At 68.6% G+C, this 13614-nt stretch carries 14 protein-coding genes; 2 read left to right on the top strand and 12 right to left on the bottom strand.

What is annotated here, in order from left to right; translation table 11 throughout:
• Positions 1 to 186: 186 nt before the first annotated feature.
• From ACLJRM_RS09875 to ACLJRM_RS09840, 8 genes are read right to left on the bottom strand one after another with little or no spacing between them, the layout of a single operon-like run.
• Positions 187 to 1566, bottom strand: coding sequence for an amidase (locus ACLJRM_RS09875; protein ID WP_410662824.1), 1380 nt, complete (start codon positions 1564 to 1566; stop codon positions 187 to 189).
• A 12-nt stretch (positions 1567 to 1578) separates the two neighbouring features.
• On the bottom strand, positions 1579 to 2337 hold the full coding sequence (locus tag ACLJRM_RS09870; protein WP_101611634.1) for an SDR family NAD(P)-dependent oxidoreductase: 759 nt from the start codon (positions 2335 to 2337) through the stop codon (positions 1579 to 1581).
• Positions 2334 to 3755, bottom strand: a complete 1422-nt coding sequence (locus ACLJRM_RS09865; protein WP_410662823.1) for an aldehyde dehydrogenase family protein — start codon at positions 3753 to 3755, stop codon at positions 2334 to 2336. Before ACLJRM_RS09865 ends, ACLJRM_RS09870 begins: the two co-directional genes overlap by 4 nt.
• Positions 3748 to 4518: an ABC transporter ATP-binding protein gene (locus tag ACLJRM_RS09860; RefSeq protein WP_410662822.1), complete on the bottom strand. Its 771-nt coding sequence runs from the start codon at positions 4516 to 4518 to the stop codon at positions 3748 to 3750. The genes ACLJRM_RS09865 and ACLJRM_RS09860 overlap by 8 nt, the downstream gene beginning before the upstream one ends.
• On the bottom strand, positions 4515 to 5261 hold the full coding sequence (locus ACLJRM_RS09855; protein WP_101611632.1) for an ABC transporter ATP-binding protein: 747 nt from the start codon (positions 5259 to 5261) through the stop codon (positions 4515 to 4517). Before ACLJRM_RS09855 ends, ACLJRM_RS09860 begins: the two co-directional genes overlap by 4 nt.
• Positions 5258 to 6070, bottom strand: a complete 813-nt coding sequence (locus ACLJRM_RS09850) for an ABC transporter permease (RefSeq protein WP_410662821.1) — start codon at positions 6068 to 6070, stop codon at positions 5258 to 5260. Before ACLJRM_RS09850 ends, ACLJRM_RS09855 begins: the two co-directional genes overlap by 4 nt.
• Entirely contained in the window at positions 6070 to 7014 is a 945-nt protein-coding gene (locus tag ACLJRM_RS09845; RefSeq protein ID WP_410662820.1) for an ABC transporter permease, read from the bottom strand. Before ACLJRM_RS09845 ends, ACLJRM_RS09850 begins: the two co-directional genes overlap by 1 nt.
• Positions 7011 to 8501, bottom strand: coding sequence for an ABC transporter substrate-binding protein (locus ACLJRM_RS09840; RefSeq protein WP_410662819.1), 1491 nt, complete (start codon positions 8499 to 8501; stop codon positions 7011 to 7013). Before ACLJRM_RS09840 ends, ACLJRM_RS09845 begins: the two co-directional genes overlap by 4 nt.
• A gap of 60 nt (positions 8502 to 8561) precedes the next feature.
• Between ACLJRM_RS09840 and ACLJRM_RS09835 the strand changes: the two genes are divergently transcribed.
• Positions 8562 to 9305 carry a FadR/GntR family transcriptional regulator gene (locus tag ACLJRM_RS09835; RefSeq protein WP_410662818.1) on the top strand — a complete coding sequence of 248 codons (744 nt, stop codon included), beginning with the start codon at positions 8562 to 8564 and terminating at the stop codon, positions 9303 to 9305.
• 54 nt (positions 9306 to 9359) lie between these two features.
• A complete protein-coding gene (locus ACLJRM_RS09830) occupies positions 9360 to 10406 on the top strand; it encodes a patatin-like phospholipase family protein (RefSeq protein WP_101611628.1) in 1047 nt (348 codons plus the stop codon).
• Between the two features lie 85 nt (positions 10407 to 10491).
• Here the strand turns inward: ACLJRM_RS09830 and ACLJRM_RS09825 are convergent, their stop codons facing one another.
• The 4 genes from ACLJRM_RS09825 to ACLJRM_RS09810 all read right to left on the bottom strand — a co-directional run bounded on the left by ACLJRM_RS09825 (position 10492) and on the right by ACLJRM_RS09810 (position 13608).
• Positions 10492 to 11094, bottom strand: coding sequence for a class F sortase (locus ACLJRM_RS09825; RefSeq protein ID WP_410662817.1), 603 nt, complete (start codon positions 11092 to 11094; stop codon positions 10492 to 10494).
• Positions 11095 to 11097: 3 nt separating this feature from the next.
• A complete protein-coding gene (locus tag ACLJRM_RS09820) occupies positions 11098 to 11787 on the bottom strand; it encodes a hypothetical protein (RefSeq protein WP_101611626.1) in 690 nt (229 codons plus the stop codon).
• 429 nt (positions 11788 to 12216) lie between these two features.
• Positions 12217 to 12549, bottom strand: coding sequence for a hypothetical protein (locus ACLJRM_RS09815; RefSeq protein ID WP_410662816.1), 333 nt, complete (start codon positions 12547 to 12549; stop codon positions 12217 to 12219).
• An 18-nt stretch (positions 12550 to 12567) separates the two neighbouring features.
• The gene (locus tag ACLJRM_RS09810) at positions 12568 to 13608 is read right to left on the bottom strand and encodes a trans-sulfuration enzyme family protein (RefSeq protein ID WP_101611624.1); all 1041 of its coding nucleotides are present in this window, start codon (positions 13606 to 13608) and stop codon (positions 12568 to 12570) included.
• Positions 13609 to 13614: the final 6 nt, after the last annotated feature.

Genomic DNA, 13614 nt, shown 5'->3' with positions numbered 1-13614 from the left:
AGCGAATAGCCCCGGATGGCCCCTGACCTGCTGGTCATGTCACCGGGGCTTTGATCTTTTCTGTTGCCGACAGGCAAGGCAAAGATGAGCAGAGCGTTGTGCCGCCGGATCGGCACCTGACCGCGTTGCGTCCTCTAGTTGCGGTCGTTGCGCGGGCAAGGACCGCAACTAGAGGACGAAACGCGGTCAGGGCCAGGGGCGCGGAGTGGGGCGAAGGGTTTCGTAGGCGGCAGCGGCGCGAAGGACGTCGAGGTCGGCGAAGCGGCGGCCGCTGATCTGGAGGCCGATGGGCTGGTCGTCGCTCGTGTGGCCGCAGTTGATCGAGACCGCGGGCTGGCCGGACATGTTGTACGGCACGGTGAACGCGATGTGCTCGAACGGGCGGCGCGGGTCGTTGGTCGGCGAAGGCCACTCGGCGGGCGGGGCCGAGACCGGGCAGGTCGGTGACAGGACGACGTCGAAGCGTTCGGTCTCGCGCAGGGTCGCGACGGCGATGGCGTCGATCTGCGCGAAGCCGCGATAGGCCTCGACACCGCTGACGTCAGCGCCGCCGGCGGCCCAGTCGGCGATGTACGGCAAGACCTTCGCGCGGCGCTCTTCGGGCAGCACCGACATGTCCGACCAGGCGCGGACGCGCCAGAAGGTGTCGAGCCCGTCGAGCATTTCGCGGCGCAGGAACGGGGAAACCGGCTCCACCACCGCGCCCGCGGTTTCGAACAGCCGCGCGGCTTCGGTGACGGCGCTGATCGTCTCGGGCGAGACCGGGAGTCCGACGCCCGGATCCAGGTGCAGTCCGATCCGCAGGCCTTTGACGTCGGCCGACAGCGAAGTCCAGTCGAGCGACGACGGCGGCAGCGAGAGGTGATCGCGACCGTCCACACCGGACAGAACGCTCATCAGCAGCGCGGTGTCGGCGACGGTCCGCGTCATCGGCCCGGCGACGCGGCCGAGGAACGGCGGATCCACCGGCACCCGGCCGAAACTCGGCTTCAGCCCGACCAGGCCACACCATCCGGCGGGCAGCCGGATCGAGCCGCCGATATCGGTGCCGACGTGCAGCGGGCCGTAACCCGCGGCGGCCGCCGAACCGGCACCGGCGCTGGAACCGCCGGGCGTACGCGTGGTGTCCCACGGATTCCGCGACACGGTGTGGAAACTCGACAGCCCGGACGTCAGCATCCCGTAGTCCGGCATGGTGGTCTTGCCCAACAGGACACCGCCGGACTCGCGCACGCGGGCGCCCGCCGGGGCGTCTTCGGGCGCGGGGACCAGCGAAGAAGCGGCCGTGCCGAGCGGGACCGGCGTACCGCGGGTCGCGATGTTTTCCTTGAGCGTCAAGGGAACGCCGTCGATGGGGCCGAGCGGTTCCCCGGCGTGCCAGCGGCTTTCGGACGCCTTCGCGTCTTCACGTGCGCCGCTCGGGTCGTACGCGTACAGCGCGTGCAGTTCGGGTTCTCTCGCCTCGACACGGGCGAGGACCGCTTCGGTGACCTCGACCGGCGACAGCGTTTTAGCGCGGTACTCGGCGACCAGTTCGACGGCGGTCAGGTCTGGCAACTCCGGCACGGCAAAGGCTCCTTAAGTCGCGGGCGGTTCGAAGCGACCGTCGACCGCGGTCCAGCCGCCGTCCACCGCCAGCACGGAGCCGGTCACGAACGACGACGCGTCCGAGGCGAGGTAGACGACGGCGCCCGCGAGTTCGTCCGGGCGCGCCCAGCGGCCGAGAGCGCCCTTGGTCGCGTAGGCGTCGTACCAGGCCGGATTCGCCTTGATCTGCGCGGTGAGCGGGGTTTCGACGACGCCGGGCGCGATCGCGTTGACCCGCACCCCCGCCGGGCCGAATTCCGCCGCGGCCGTGCGGAAGAGCTGGACGAGACCGGCTTTCGTCGCCGCGTACGGCCCCTGACCGGGCTCGACGGTCGTGCCGCGGATCGAGGAGAACCCGATGATGCTTCCCCGCCCTCGCTCGACCATCCCCGCACCGAACGCGCGGACGACCTCGAAGGTCGCGCCGAGGTTCAAGGCGATCACCCGGTCGAATTCTTCGCGCGAGTACTCCAGCAGCCGTTTGCGCACGTTGGTCGCGGCGGTCAGCACGACGACGTCGAGCTCGCCGAGTTCCGCGGCCGCCCGTGCGGCAGCGCCGGAGTCGAGCAGGTCGATCTCGTACGCCTCCCCCGCGCCGGTCTCCTTGGCCGCGGCGACGTCGCGGTCCGCGACGATCACTTCGGCACCGTGCGCGGCCAGCGCCTTCGCGGCTTCGCGACCGATCCCGCTTCCTCCGCCGAGCACCACGGCCCGCCGTCCGTCGAGCCGGAACAGGTTGTCGTAACTCAAGGTCGCAGCACCGCCATCCTCGTCACGGTCAGTTCTTCGACCGCGAACCGCGGCCCTTCCCGCCCGATCCCGGAGTCCTTCACGCCGCCGTACGGCATGGTGTCGGACCGGAAACCGGGCACCTCGTTGACCACCACGCCGCCGACGTCGAGCTCGTCGAGCGCACGGAACGCGGTCTTCAAGGACGTGCTGAACACAGAAGCGTGCAGGCCGTAGCGCGACGCGTTGACCGCATCGAACGCTTCGTCCACTCCTGCCACGCGACGGACACAGACGACCGGGCCGAAGATCTCCTCGTCCCAGCATTCGAGGCCGTCGGGCACGTCGAGCAGCACCGTCGGCCGCAGCACGGTGCCGTCGACACCGCCACCGAACAGCCGCGCCCCCGCCGAAGTCGCCTTGCCGACCCACTCCTGGACGCGCCTGGTCGATCCCGGGTCGATCAGCGCCGAGACCCGTGTCTTCTCATCGCGGGGATCACCGGCGACGACCTCGCCGAGCCTGGCCAGCACCCGTTCGGTGAACTCCTCGGCCACTGCGTCGACGACCAGCACCCGCTGCACCGAGATGCACGCCTGGCCGGACGCGTAGAACCCGCCGCGCAGCACGGCGTCCGCGGCCGCGTCGAGATCGGCGTCTTCCGCGATCACCAGCGCGGCATTGGAACCCAGCTCCAGCAACGTCTTCGTGGGCGCCGCATCGCGCGCGATCCGGTGCCCGACCAGCGCGGAGCCGGTGAACGACACCGCACCCGCCCGCCGGTCCGTGACCAGCGCCGAGCCGACGGCCGCGTCCCCGGTGACCAGCTGGACCATCGCGGGCAGGTCGGTCAGCGAGCGCACGAGGTGCACGAGCCACAACGTCGCGAGCGGCGTCTGCGGCGCGGGTTTCACCACCACCGGGCAGCCCGCGGCGATGGCGGGCGCGATCTTGTGCGACGCCAGCAGCAGCGGATAGTTGAACCCGGCGATCCCGACCACGACGCCGATCGGCTTGCGTTTCCAGAATCCGACCAGGCCGTCGCCGGACGGCAGCAGATCGAGGGGCACTGTCTCGCCGTGCAGCCGCGAGACCTCTTCGGCGGCCGCCTGCCAGGTGACGATCGTGCGGGCGACCTCGACGCGGCAATCCACCAGCGGCTTGCCGGTCTCCAGGACCAGAAGTCGCTCGAAGTCCTCGCGGCGGGCTTCCAGAGCCGCGGCGACGTCGTTCAAAAGCGTGCGCCGGGTACGCGCAGGCAAGGCCGCGACCTGCTTGAACACCGCGACGGCTTCGTCGATCGCCCGCGTCGCCAGCTCCGGCGTCCCGACCGGCGCCCGGCCGATCTCGCTCCCGTCGTACGGGAACGTCACCGGCTCGGTGTCCACAGTGGACACCCAGCCGTCGCCGATGGGCAGTCCCTCCGGGTACTCAAGCATCGTCGCCTCCCCGCAACCTCGTCAGTTCGGCACGCAGATTCGGCGCGGCCGCCAGCAACTCCCTGGTGTATTCGTGCTCCGGCGCGTCGTAGACCTGGTCGACATCGCCCATCTCGACGATCTCCCCGCGCCGCATCACCGCGACCCGGTCACACACGTGCCGCACCACGCCGAGATCGTGCGAGACGAAGATCAGCGTCAGCGAGTAGAGCTCGACCAGCGACGCGAGCAGGTCGAGGATCTGCTTCCGCACCGAGACGTCGAGCGCGCTCACCGGTTCGTCCGCGATGAGAACGCTCGGATTCGGCGCGAGCGCCCGCGCGATCGAGATGCGCTGCCGTTGCCCGCCGGAGAACTGGTGCGGGTACCGGCCGGCGGCGTCTTCGGGCAGGCCGACGGCTTTCAGCAGCTCGGAAACCCGCGCGGGATCCCGGCGCCCCAAAGGCTCGGAGATGATGTCGCGCACCCGCATCCGCGGATCGAGCGAGCCCATCGGATCCTGGAAGACGATCTGCAGTTCCGACCGCAGGAAACCGAGCTTCCGTTCGGGCAGGGTGTCGACGCGCTTGCTCTGGAACGAGACGCTGCCCGCCGTCGGCTTGTCCAACGCGGCCAGCAATCTGACCAAGGTGGACTTCCCCGAACCCGACTCGCCGACGATCCCGAAGCGCTGACCAGCCTCGACGTCGAACGAAACTCCGCGCAACGCATGGACATCGCGGCGCGTATAGCGGCGTTCCAGATCGCGGACTTCGATCATCATCGGCTCGCCTCCAGATCCGAAGCGGCCAAAAGCTTCCGCGTGTACTCGTGCTTCGGCGCGGTGAGGACGTCGCGGGTGGTGCCGGCCTCGACGATCTCGCCGTCCAGCATCACGAGCACCCGCTCGCACACCGACGCCACCACGGCGAGGTCGTGCGTGATGAACAGCAGCGCGCTCTCCCGCTCGCGGATGCCGTCGAGGATCAGTTCGAGGATCTGCGCCTGCACGGTGACGTCCAGCGCGGTCGTCGGCTCGTCGCAGATCAACAGCTTCGGATCGTTGGCCAGCGCGATCGCGAGGACGACGCGTTGCCGCTGCCCGCCGGAAAGCTGGTGCGGATACGCGCGGAAAGTCCCTGGCAGGCCGACGGAATCCAGCAACGCCTCCGCCGCAGCGCGGTGATTCCCGCGATCGCGGTGGATCCGCATCGGCTCGGCCACCTGCGCGCCGACCCGCATCGCCGGGTTCAGCGCGGTCATCGGTTCCTGGAACACCATCGACAGTTCGTTGCCGCGCAGCCGCGACAGTTCCTTCTCCGACGCGGTCAGCAGCTCGCGGCCGTCGAGCTTCACCGAACCGGACGCGGCGAGTTCTTCGGGCAGCAGCCCCATGATCGACAACGCCGTCAACGACTTCCCGGAACCGGACTCGCCGATCAACCCGACGCGCTCACCACGCGCGATGTCGAACGAGACGCCGCGGACCAGGTCACCGATGCCGAGGCCGTGGACTTCGAGGGTCATAGCCGCGCCGCCAATCGGGGATCGAGACGATCGCGGAGGCCGTCACCGAGCAGGTTGAACCCGAGGACGGCGATGGCGATCGCGACGCCGGGCACGAGCGCGAGCCGAGGGTGCAGGGTCAGGAACACCTGGGATTCCTGCAGCATCCGGCCCCACGACGGCGTCGGCGGCCGCGTGCCGAACCCGAGGAACGACAGCGCCGCTTCCGCGAGCACGGCGATCGCGAACGACACGGACGCCTGCACGATCAGCATTCCGGAGATGTTCGGCAGCACGTGCCGGGCCGCGATGTTCAGCCGCGAGCGACCGGCCGACCGCGCGGCCAGCACGAATTCGCTGCTCATCACCTGCAGCGTTCCCGACCGCGCGATCCGCGCGAACGACGGGATGGTCGCGATGCCGATCGCCACCATCGCGGTGAGCGTGTCGGCCCCGAACACCGCGCCGAACATGATCGCCAGGAGCAAAGCGGGGAACGCGAGCACGAGATCGTTGACGCGCATGACGAATTCGCCGAGCCACCGCGACGACATCCCGGCGAGGATGCCCAGCGGCGTCCCGATCAGCGCGGCGATCCCGACCGCGACCACGCCGACGTACAGCGTGGTCCGCGCGCCGACCATGAGCTGGCTGAGCACGTCGCGGCCGAAGCTGTCCGTGCCCAGGAGATTGGCGCCGCTGAAGTCGTGAAGCCGGTTGGGCGCGTCGACCCGCACCGGGTCGAACGGCGTCCACACGAACGAAAGAAGCGCGGCGAGCACGATCAGCGCGACCAGGGCGCCGCCGATCACGAGACTGCGATTGCGCATCAGGAACCCCGCAATCTCGGGTCGAGCACCGTGTAGAGGACGTCGACCACGAAGTTCACCAGCAGCACGCCGACCACCAGGACCAGCACGATCCCCTGCACGGACAGCAGATCCCGCGACGCCACCGAGTCGAGCAGCATGCTGCCCAGCCCCGGCAGGACGAACACGCGCTCGACGACGACGGCACCGATGAGCAGCGTCGCCAGTTGCAGGCCGAGCACCGTCACCACCGGCACGGCGGCGTTGCGCAGACCGTGCCGGAACAACGCCTGGAACGGCCGGAGTCCTTTGGACCGCGCGGTGCGCAGGTAGTCCTGCCCGAGCGTGTCGAGCACCGCGGACCGCACGTAGCGCGTGAGCACCGCGCCCTGCACGAGTCCCAGCGACAGCGCCGGGAGGACGAGACCGCGGAGGAATTCGCCGGGATCCTGCACCGGCGGCGTCCAGCCACCGGAAGGCAGCCAGCGCAACTGCACCGCGAAGACCTGCACGAGGATGATGCCCGCGAGGAACGCGGGGATCGCGACGCCGATCTGCGAGAGCCCGGAAACCGCGGCGCCGCCGGCCTTCCGGTGCCGCACGGCGGCGAACGTCCCCGCCGGGACGGCGATCAGCAGCGCCACCAGCATCCCGGCCCCGACCAGCCACAACGTGACACCGAGCCGGTCGGTCAGCGCCGGCCCGATCTCCTCGCGGGTGACGTACGAGCGGCCGAAGTCGCCGTGCAGGACCCCGCCGATCCAGTCGAAGTACTGCGTCATCAACGGCCGGTCGATGCCGAATTCGGCGCGGGTCTTCGCGATCAGCTCCGGTGTCGCGTTGACGCCGAGCGCGACCTGCGCCGGATCACCCGGCAGGACGGCCATGAACAGGAACACCACGATGGACGCGACCAGCACGCTGGCCACGAGGATCGCCAGACGGCGCACGATCTTGACCGTCATCGCGGTGCCAATCCCGTGAGGTCGAAGGACTCGCTGACCTGGTTGCGCACGAACCCGGTCACCTTCTCCTTCGCCACGATCACGTTGGGGAACAGGAAGAGCCAGTCCGCCGCGGCGTCTTCGGACAGCTGCCGCGCGACCCGCCGCATCGCGTCGACCTGCTCCTGGGGTGTTCCGGCGTCGGCCTTCGCCAAGTCCTGCTGGACCGGCTTGCCGTCGTAACCCCAGTAGTACTTCGGCCTGCCGAAGGTGACGATGTCGCGCGCCTCGACGTGCTGGATGATCGAGAGGTCGTAGTCGCGGTCGGTGAAGACCTGTTTGAGCCACACCGCCGGGAAGTCCAGTGGCTCGATCGTCACCGTGACGCCGACGTCCGCCAGTTGCGACGCCACCACCTGCGCGGCCGAGACGGCGTACGGCAGGTTCGGGATCCGCAGCCGCAGCGACGGATTCGGCTGCCCTGCTTCGGCGAGCAGCGCTTTCGCCTTCGCCGGGTCGAACGGATACGCGTTCGACAGGTCCTCGTACCAGGGATCCGTCGGCGGGACCATGCTGCCGATGAGCGTGCCGCGCCCGGCCCAGGCCGTGTCCAGCAACGCCTTCCGGTCGATCGCGTAGGACAGCGCGCGCCGCACGCGGACGTCGTTCAAGGGCGGCCGGGCGTTGTTGAACGCGAGCGTGACCTCGCTGTTCGTCGTGCCCTCGACGACGGTGAAGCGGTCGTCGCCCTGGAACTGCGGGATCGAATCCGGCACGGTGATCGCGGAGATGACGTCGATGCCGTTGCTGAGCAAGGCGTTGTTGAGCGCCGTCGGATCCTTGATGTACTTGAGGACCACCGTGGAGTACGCCGGTTTCCGGCCCCAGTACGCCGGATTCTCCTTGAGCACGATGGAATCGCCGCGCCTGCGCGAGGACACCGTGAACGGCCCGGTGCCGATCGGTTCGTTCGCCAGATCCGCGACGCCGGTGGGGCTGAACATCGCGCCGAGCCTGCTGGTGAGGCTGAACAGCCAGCCGTTGCTGGGTTTCGTGAGCACGACCCGCGCGTGGTCCGGCGCGACGACGTCGACCCGGTCGACAACGTCCATTGTGGACTTGATCGACACGGTCCACTCGGTCTTCACGCGCATCAGGGAGAACTTGACGTCCTCGGCCGTGAACGGCGCGCCGTTGCTGAACTTCGCGTCCTCGCGCAGCTTGAAGTCGTAGGTCTTGCGGTCTGCCGAGACGGTCCACGATTCGGCCAGCAGCGGCACGATCTTCCCGTCCGCGTCGAGTTTCACCAGGCCCTCGTATACGTTGTAGAGCAAGGCCTGCGGGATGGCGGCGCCGTCGGTGCGGGTGAAGTCGAAGTTCGCGGGTTCGGCGGTGTAGCCGACCGCGAGGGTGCCGGGATCCTTGGCGACCGTGGCACTCGAACCGGCCGAGCAGCCGGACGTCACCAGCAGCAACACGAGTGCCGCCGCGTGGATCCGGACTTTCATCCTGCCCCCTGACCGGTAGACTGGTCTGACCAGTAAACCAGACGAGACGGCAGGGTCAAGATGGAATTCGAGCCGGTCGCCCCTGTCCGCGCGTACCAGCGCGTCGTCGAACAGATCGAGGAAGCCGTGTTCAGCGGCCGGATCAAACCCGGCGACCGGCTGCCGAGCGAACGCGAACTGATGGTCCAGTTCGACGTCGGCCGCTCGACCGTGCGCGAGGCGCTGCGGGTGCTGCAAGCGGCGGAAATGATCCGCTCGCGGCCGGGCGATCCGCGCGGTCCCGAAGTTCTCGCCGCCTCCCCCGCCGTTCTGCACCGGTCCATGCACCGGCTGGCGCGGGCCGACCACCTCGGCCTGTCCGAACTCCTGCAGTTCCGCATGATCCTCGACGGTTCCGCACATCTGCTCGCCGCGCAGCTCAGGACCGAAGACCATCTCGCCGAACTGGGCACGGCGCTGGAGGCGATGCGCGCGGGCGTCACGAAGGGATTCGCCGAATTCAGTCACGCGGACGTCGCGTTCCACGAAGCCATCGCCCGTGCGACGGGGAATCCGCTGCTGGTGATCAGCGGCGAGGTCGTCCGCGGGGTCGTGCTGGAACTCATCGAGGACAAACTGGAGCACGCCGACGACCGGACAGCGTTGATGCGCAACTGGCTGGCGCATCACGAAGAAGTACTCGAAGCGATCCGGGATTCGGACGGCGAACGCGCGTCGCGGCTGGCGAAACAAGCGCTCTACGACAATTACGCCGAGTACGTCCCCGAAGAACAACGTCGTCTCTTACAGCCACTTCTTTCGTAACACTCTGTCGCGCCGGGCCGACTCACTCCTACACTCGCTCAAGTGGGGGATGCCATGGAGCCTTCAACAGCCCGTAAGGGAGTCGGTCTCGCGCTGTCCGGCGGTGGTTACCGCGCGATGTTGTTCCACACCGGAGCCCTGTGGCGGCTCAACGAACTCGGCTGGCTGTCGAAGATCTCGACGTTCTCCAGCGTCTCCGGCGGCTCGATCGCGGCAGGGGTGCTCGCGCACGCTTGGTCGGATCTGAAGTTCGAGAACGGCGCCGCGAACAACTTCTACGACGAGGTCGTCGCGCCGGTCCGGAACCTCGCTCGGACGCGTCTCGACATCCCGGTCACTTTGCGTGCCATGGCCATTCCGTGGCGGAGCGCCGGTGAGGAGCTCGCGCGGGTGTACGCGAAACACCTGTTCGGCGACTGCTGTCTCAAGGATCTGGACCCGGCGGGCCCGCAGTTCGTCTTCACCGCGACGAACCTCCAGGACGGCGCGCTGTGGTGGTTCTTCCGGCAGCACGGGCCGCACGGGAACATCCCGCTCGCGACCGCGGTGGCCGCGTCGTCGGCGTTCCCTCCGATGCTCTCGCCGGTGGTCATCCACGACCCGCTTTCGGCCGATGCGGGCAAGAAGATCGTGCTGAGCGACGCCGGTGTCTACGACAATCTCGGCCTGGACCCCGTCGAGGGGCAGTGCGCGACGGTGCTGGTCAGCGACGCGGGCAAGCGGATGAAGGTCAAGCAGAAGGTCCCCAGCGATTGGGGGCGGCAGCTGTTGCGCGTCCTCGACGTGATCGACAACCAGGTCCGCGAACTGCGGCGGGGTGCGTTGCTGAAGTCCTATGTGGAGAAGGATTTCGCGGGAACGTACTGGGGGACCTACGTCGATCTGGAGAACTTCGAGCTGGCGGATTCGCTGGCCGCGCCGGTCGGGCTCACGCACAAGCTGGCGGAAACCCCGACGCGGCTGACGAAGCTGCCGGAAGTGCTGCAGGAGCGGCTGATCAATTGGGGTTACGCGGCTTGTGACGCCGGGATGCGGAAGTGGGTCGAGCCGGAGGCCGCGGCTCCCGCGGGGTTCCCGTTCCCGGCCGCGGGTGTCGGCTGAGCGGTCCCCCGGACGCTATGAAAGGCCCGTTACTTGCAAATTTTGCAAGTAACGGGCCTTTCATGGCGCTCTCGTCGGGCGAAGGTCAGGCGACCAGGTTCGCGTAGACGATGATGTTGTCCTTGTAGCTGTGCTCTTCCTTGTCGAAGACACCGCCACAGGTGATCAGCCGCAGCTGCGGCTTGTCCGTGTTGCCGTAGACCGCGTCCTCGGGGAACTGGTCCTTGGGCACCTGGTCCTTCTTCTCGACCACGAACTTCAGGCTCTTGCCGTCGCTGCGGTCGACGAGGATCTCGTCACCCGGGTTGACGTCCTTGAGCTTGAAGAAGATGCCGGGCTGCTTGTTGCCGTCGACGTGCCCGAGCACGATCGCCGGGCCGACGTCGCCGGGCACCGGCGAAAGCTGGTACCAGGCGGCCTGCATCGGCTTCTTGGCCGAAGGGACGGCCATCTTGCCGTCCTTGTTGACCGCGACCGCGATCAGGTTCGACTCCGCGCCGATCTTGGGGATCTTCACGTTCGTCGGCCTGGTGCCGCTGAACGGCTTCGTGACCGGGACGGTCGATTCCGCAGGCGCCTGCTGTGCGGCGGGCGCGGGCTCGTCGGAACCGCAGCCGGTCAGTGCGAGGGAAAGGATCAGGGTGGCCGCGACCGCGCGGCCACCCTGCCTCAGGAACTTCGTCGACATCGATCAGGCCGCGGTGGCGCCGAAACCGGTCTCGATGCCGCCCTTGGGGGCGTACTTGACCTGCTTCTCCGGCTTGCCCGGGGTGCCCGCGCCGCCGCCGATGGGCGACTCGAACTCGATGTCACCCTTGCCGGCCTTGCCCGCGCAGGTCCAGGTGAAGGTGCTGGAGTTGCCCTTGAAGGACTTCTTCACCTTCACGATGTAGACCCAGTAGCGGCCGTCGTCCTCGGCCTGGTTGCTGTACAGGGTGTCGAAGTCCGGAGCCGAAACGGCGGCGGGCTCGCCCGACGCGCAGGCGATGACCAGGGCGCCGACACCGTTCTCGCCGATGTAGCCCGCGCCGACGTTGTCGACGTAGGGCTCCTCCGGCGGGGTGGTCGGCTTCTCCGAAGTGGAGGTCGGCGACGGCTTGCCGGAAGTCGGCTTGCCGCTGCTGCTCGAGGTCGGCTGCTGCGACGACGACGAGGCCGGAGTGCTCGACTCGGGCGGAGCCGTCGTCACCTTGCCGCCCGTCCACGAAGGCTCGGGTGCCGGGGTGGACGTCTCGCTCGAGGGTGCGGGAGGCGTGGTCGTCGTTTCGTCCTGCGCCATCGCGGCCGGCGTCACGGCCAGCGAGATGACGGCGCCGGCCAGCACCGCGCCCGCGAGGCGGCCCAACGTCTTCTTCAAAGTGATCTCCCAGTGGAAAAGCATCGCAACGCACGGTGACCCCCACCATGCGGCCACCCGGGGGAAAATCCCACGTTCGGGTGACAGCGCGATCCTGCCGGAAAATCGCAGGTCAGCTGTAGCGAATAGACAGTGACAAAAACCACTGTGAAAACCGGTAACAACGAGGTGGCCCCGCTCGATACAAGGGCCCGGAAGTCGCTCAGCAGAGGGAAAAGCCTCGCGGCGACGAAGGAATGTTAACACCCGAACGACCGGAACGGTTGCCATCCGGAAGCATTTTTTCCTCTTCCGTCCGACGCTGGAAAACCACCGGTTTTCTTGGGGAAACGACCTCTTTTCGCGATTCCTCAGCGCTTTGTTACCGGCTGGTTCACACGTTCGGAGTACTCGACCGTGAAGTATCAACCATCCAAGGGTGGATATCGGTACCCCTCAACGCGAAGGTCACGATTAGAACACCAGGAACAGCGCCACGGCGAGGGACACCGCGCCGAGGAGGCCCGCGACGAACAGCCAGGGCCTCGGCGAGGTCCGCTTCCGCACCGCCCGGCCGCCGCCCACCACCGCGACCAGCAGTCCGACGCCGAACCCGATCCCGGGAATGAAGGTGGCGAGCGTCCGGTTTTCGGCGTCACAGGCCCAGATCTCGTCACTCGGGCAGGGCGTCGCCGCGAGTTCGGCCAGCACGCCCGTCGCGACGATCGCGAGGAACCCGAGCACCAGGAGCCAGAACAGGCCCCACATCAGTTGACCCAGCCGCCGGGGCGCTTTCGTCTCCTCCACGCGCTTCAGGTTAGGGCGTCAGCCGAGCGCCGAAGCCAGATCCGTCCAGAGATCTTCGGGATCCTCGAGTCCGACGCTGAACCGGACGAGCCCGGCGGGCACGTGCGCGTCGCCCGCCAGCCACGCCCGCCGCTCGACCAGGCTCTCCACTCCGCCGAGGCTGGTGGCGGCGCGGATCAGCCGCAGCGAGCCGATGACCTTGTCCGCGGTCTCCGCGTCCGGGAGTTCGAACGCGATCATCGTGCCGGAACCGGGATACCGCACCCGGGTGATCGCGGGGTGATCCAGCAGCCGCGCGGCCAGCAGTGCGGCCGTGCGCGTCTGCTCGGCGAGGCGGACCGGCAGCGTCCGCAGGCCGCGAAGAGCGAGCCAGGCTTCGAGCGCACCCGGGGTCGCACCCATCCGCGTACGCGCGTCTCGCAGGTCCTTCGCGACGCCTTCGTCGGCCGCGATCGTCAGCCCGAGCAGCAGATCGCTGTGGCCGCCGATGAGTTTCGTCGCGCTGTGCACGACGATGTCGGCGCCGAGCTCGAGCGGTCGCTGCCCGAGCGGGGTGGCGAACGTGTTGTCCACCGCGACCAGCCCGTTCGCGGCGGCGGCGATCGTCTCGATGTCGATGACGTCGAGCGTCGGGTTCGTCGGGGATTCGAGCCAGAGCAGGTCGGCGTCCGCGGCCGCGACCCAGGCGTCCGTGTCTTCCGGCGCGAGCTCGGTGACCACCAGGCGACCGGTCCGGTGCGCGTGCGCGAGGAGTCCGCGGGACCCTGCGTAGGAGAACGTCGGGACGCAGACCTTCGCACCGACCCGCAACGTGTCCACCACCGCGCTGAGCGTCGCGATCCCCGACGCGAACGCGGTGGCGTGCCCGCCTTCGAGCGCGCCGATCGCGGTTTCGAGGGCTTCCCAGGTCGGGGTGCCGTTCTCCCGCGAATACGCGCGGTCGGCGCCGGCGTCGAAGGTGCTCGCCGCGACGATCGGCACGTTCAGCGGTTCGCCGGGGCCCTCCGGACGTCCGGCTGCGACGGCGAGGGTGCGGGGTGACCAGTCGTTCGTGTCCACCCCGCC

Origin of the sequence: Amycolatopsis sp. lyj-84, from assembly GCF_046549075.1 — a bacterium.
Lineage (GTDB): Bacteria > Actinomycetota > Actinomycetes > Mycobacteriales > Pseudonocardiaceae > Amycolatopsis.
This window is presented reverse-complemented; position numbering and strand designations above follow the sequence as displayed.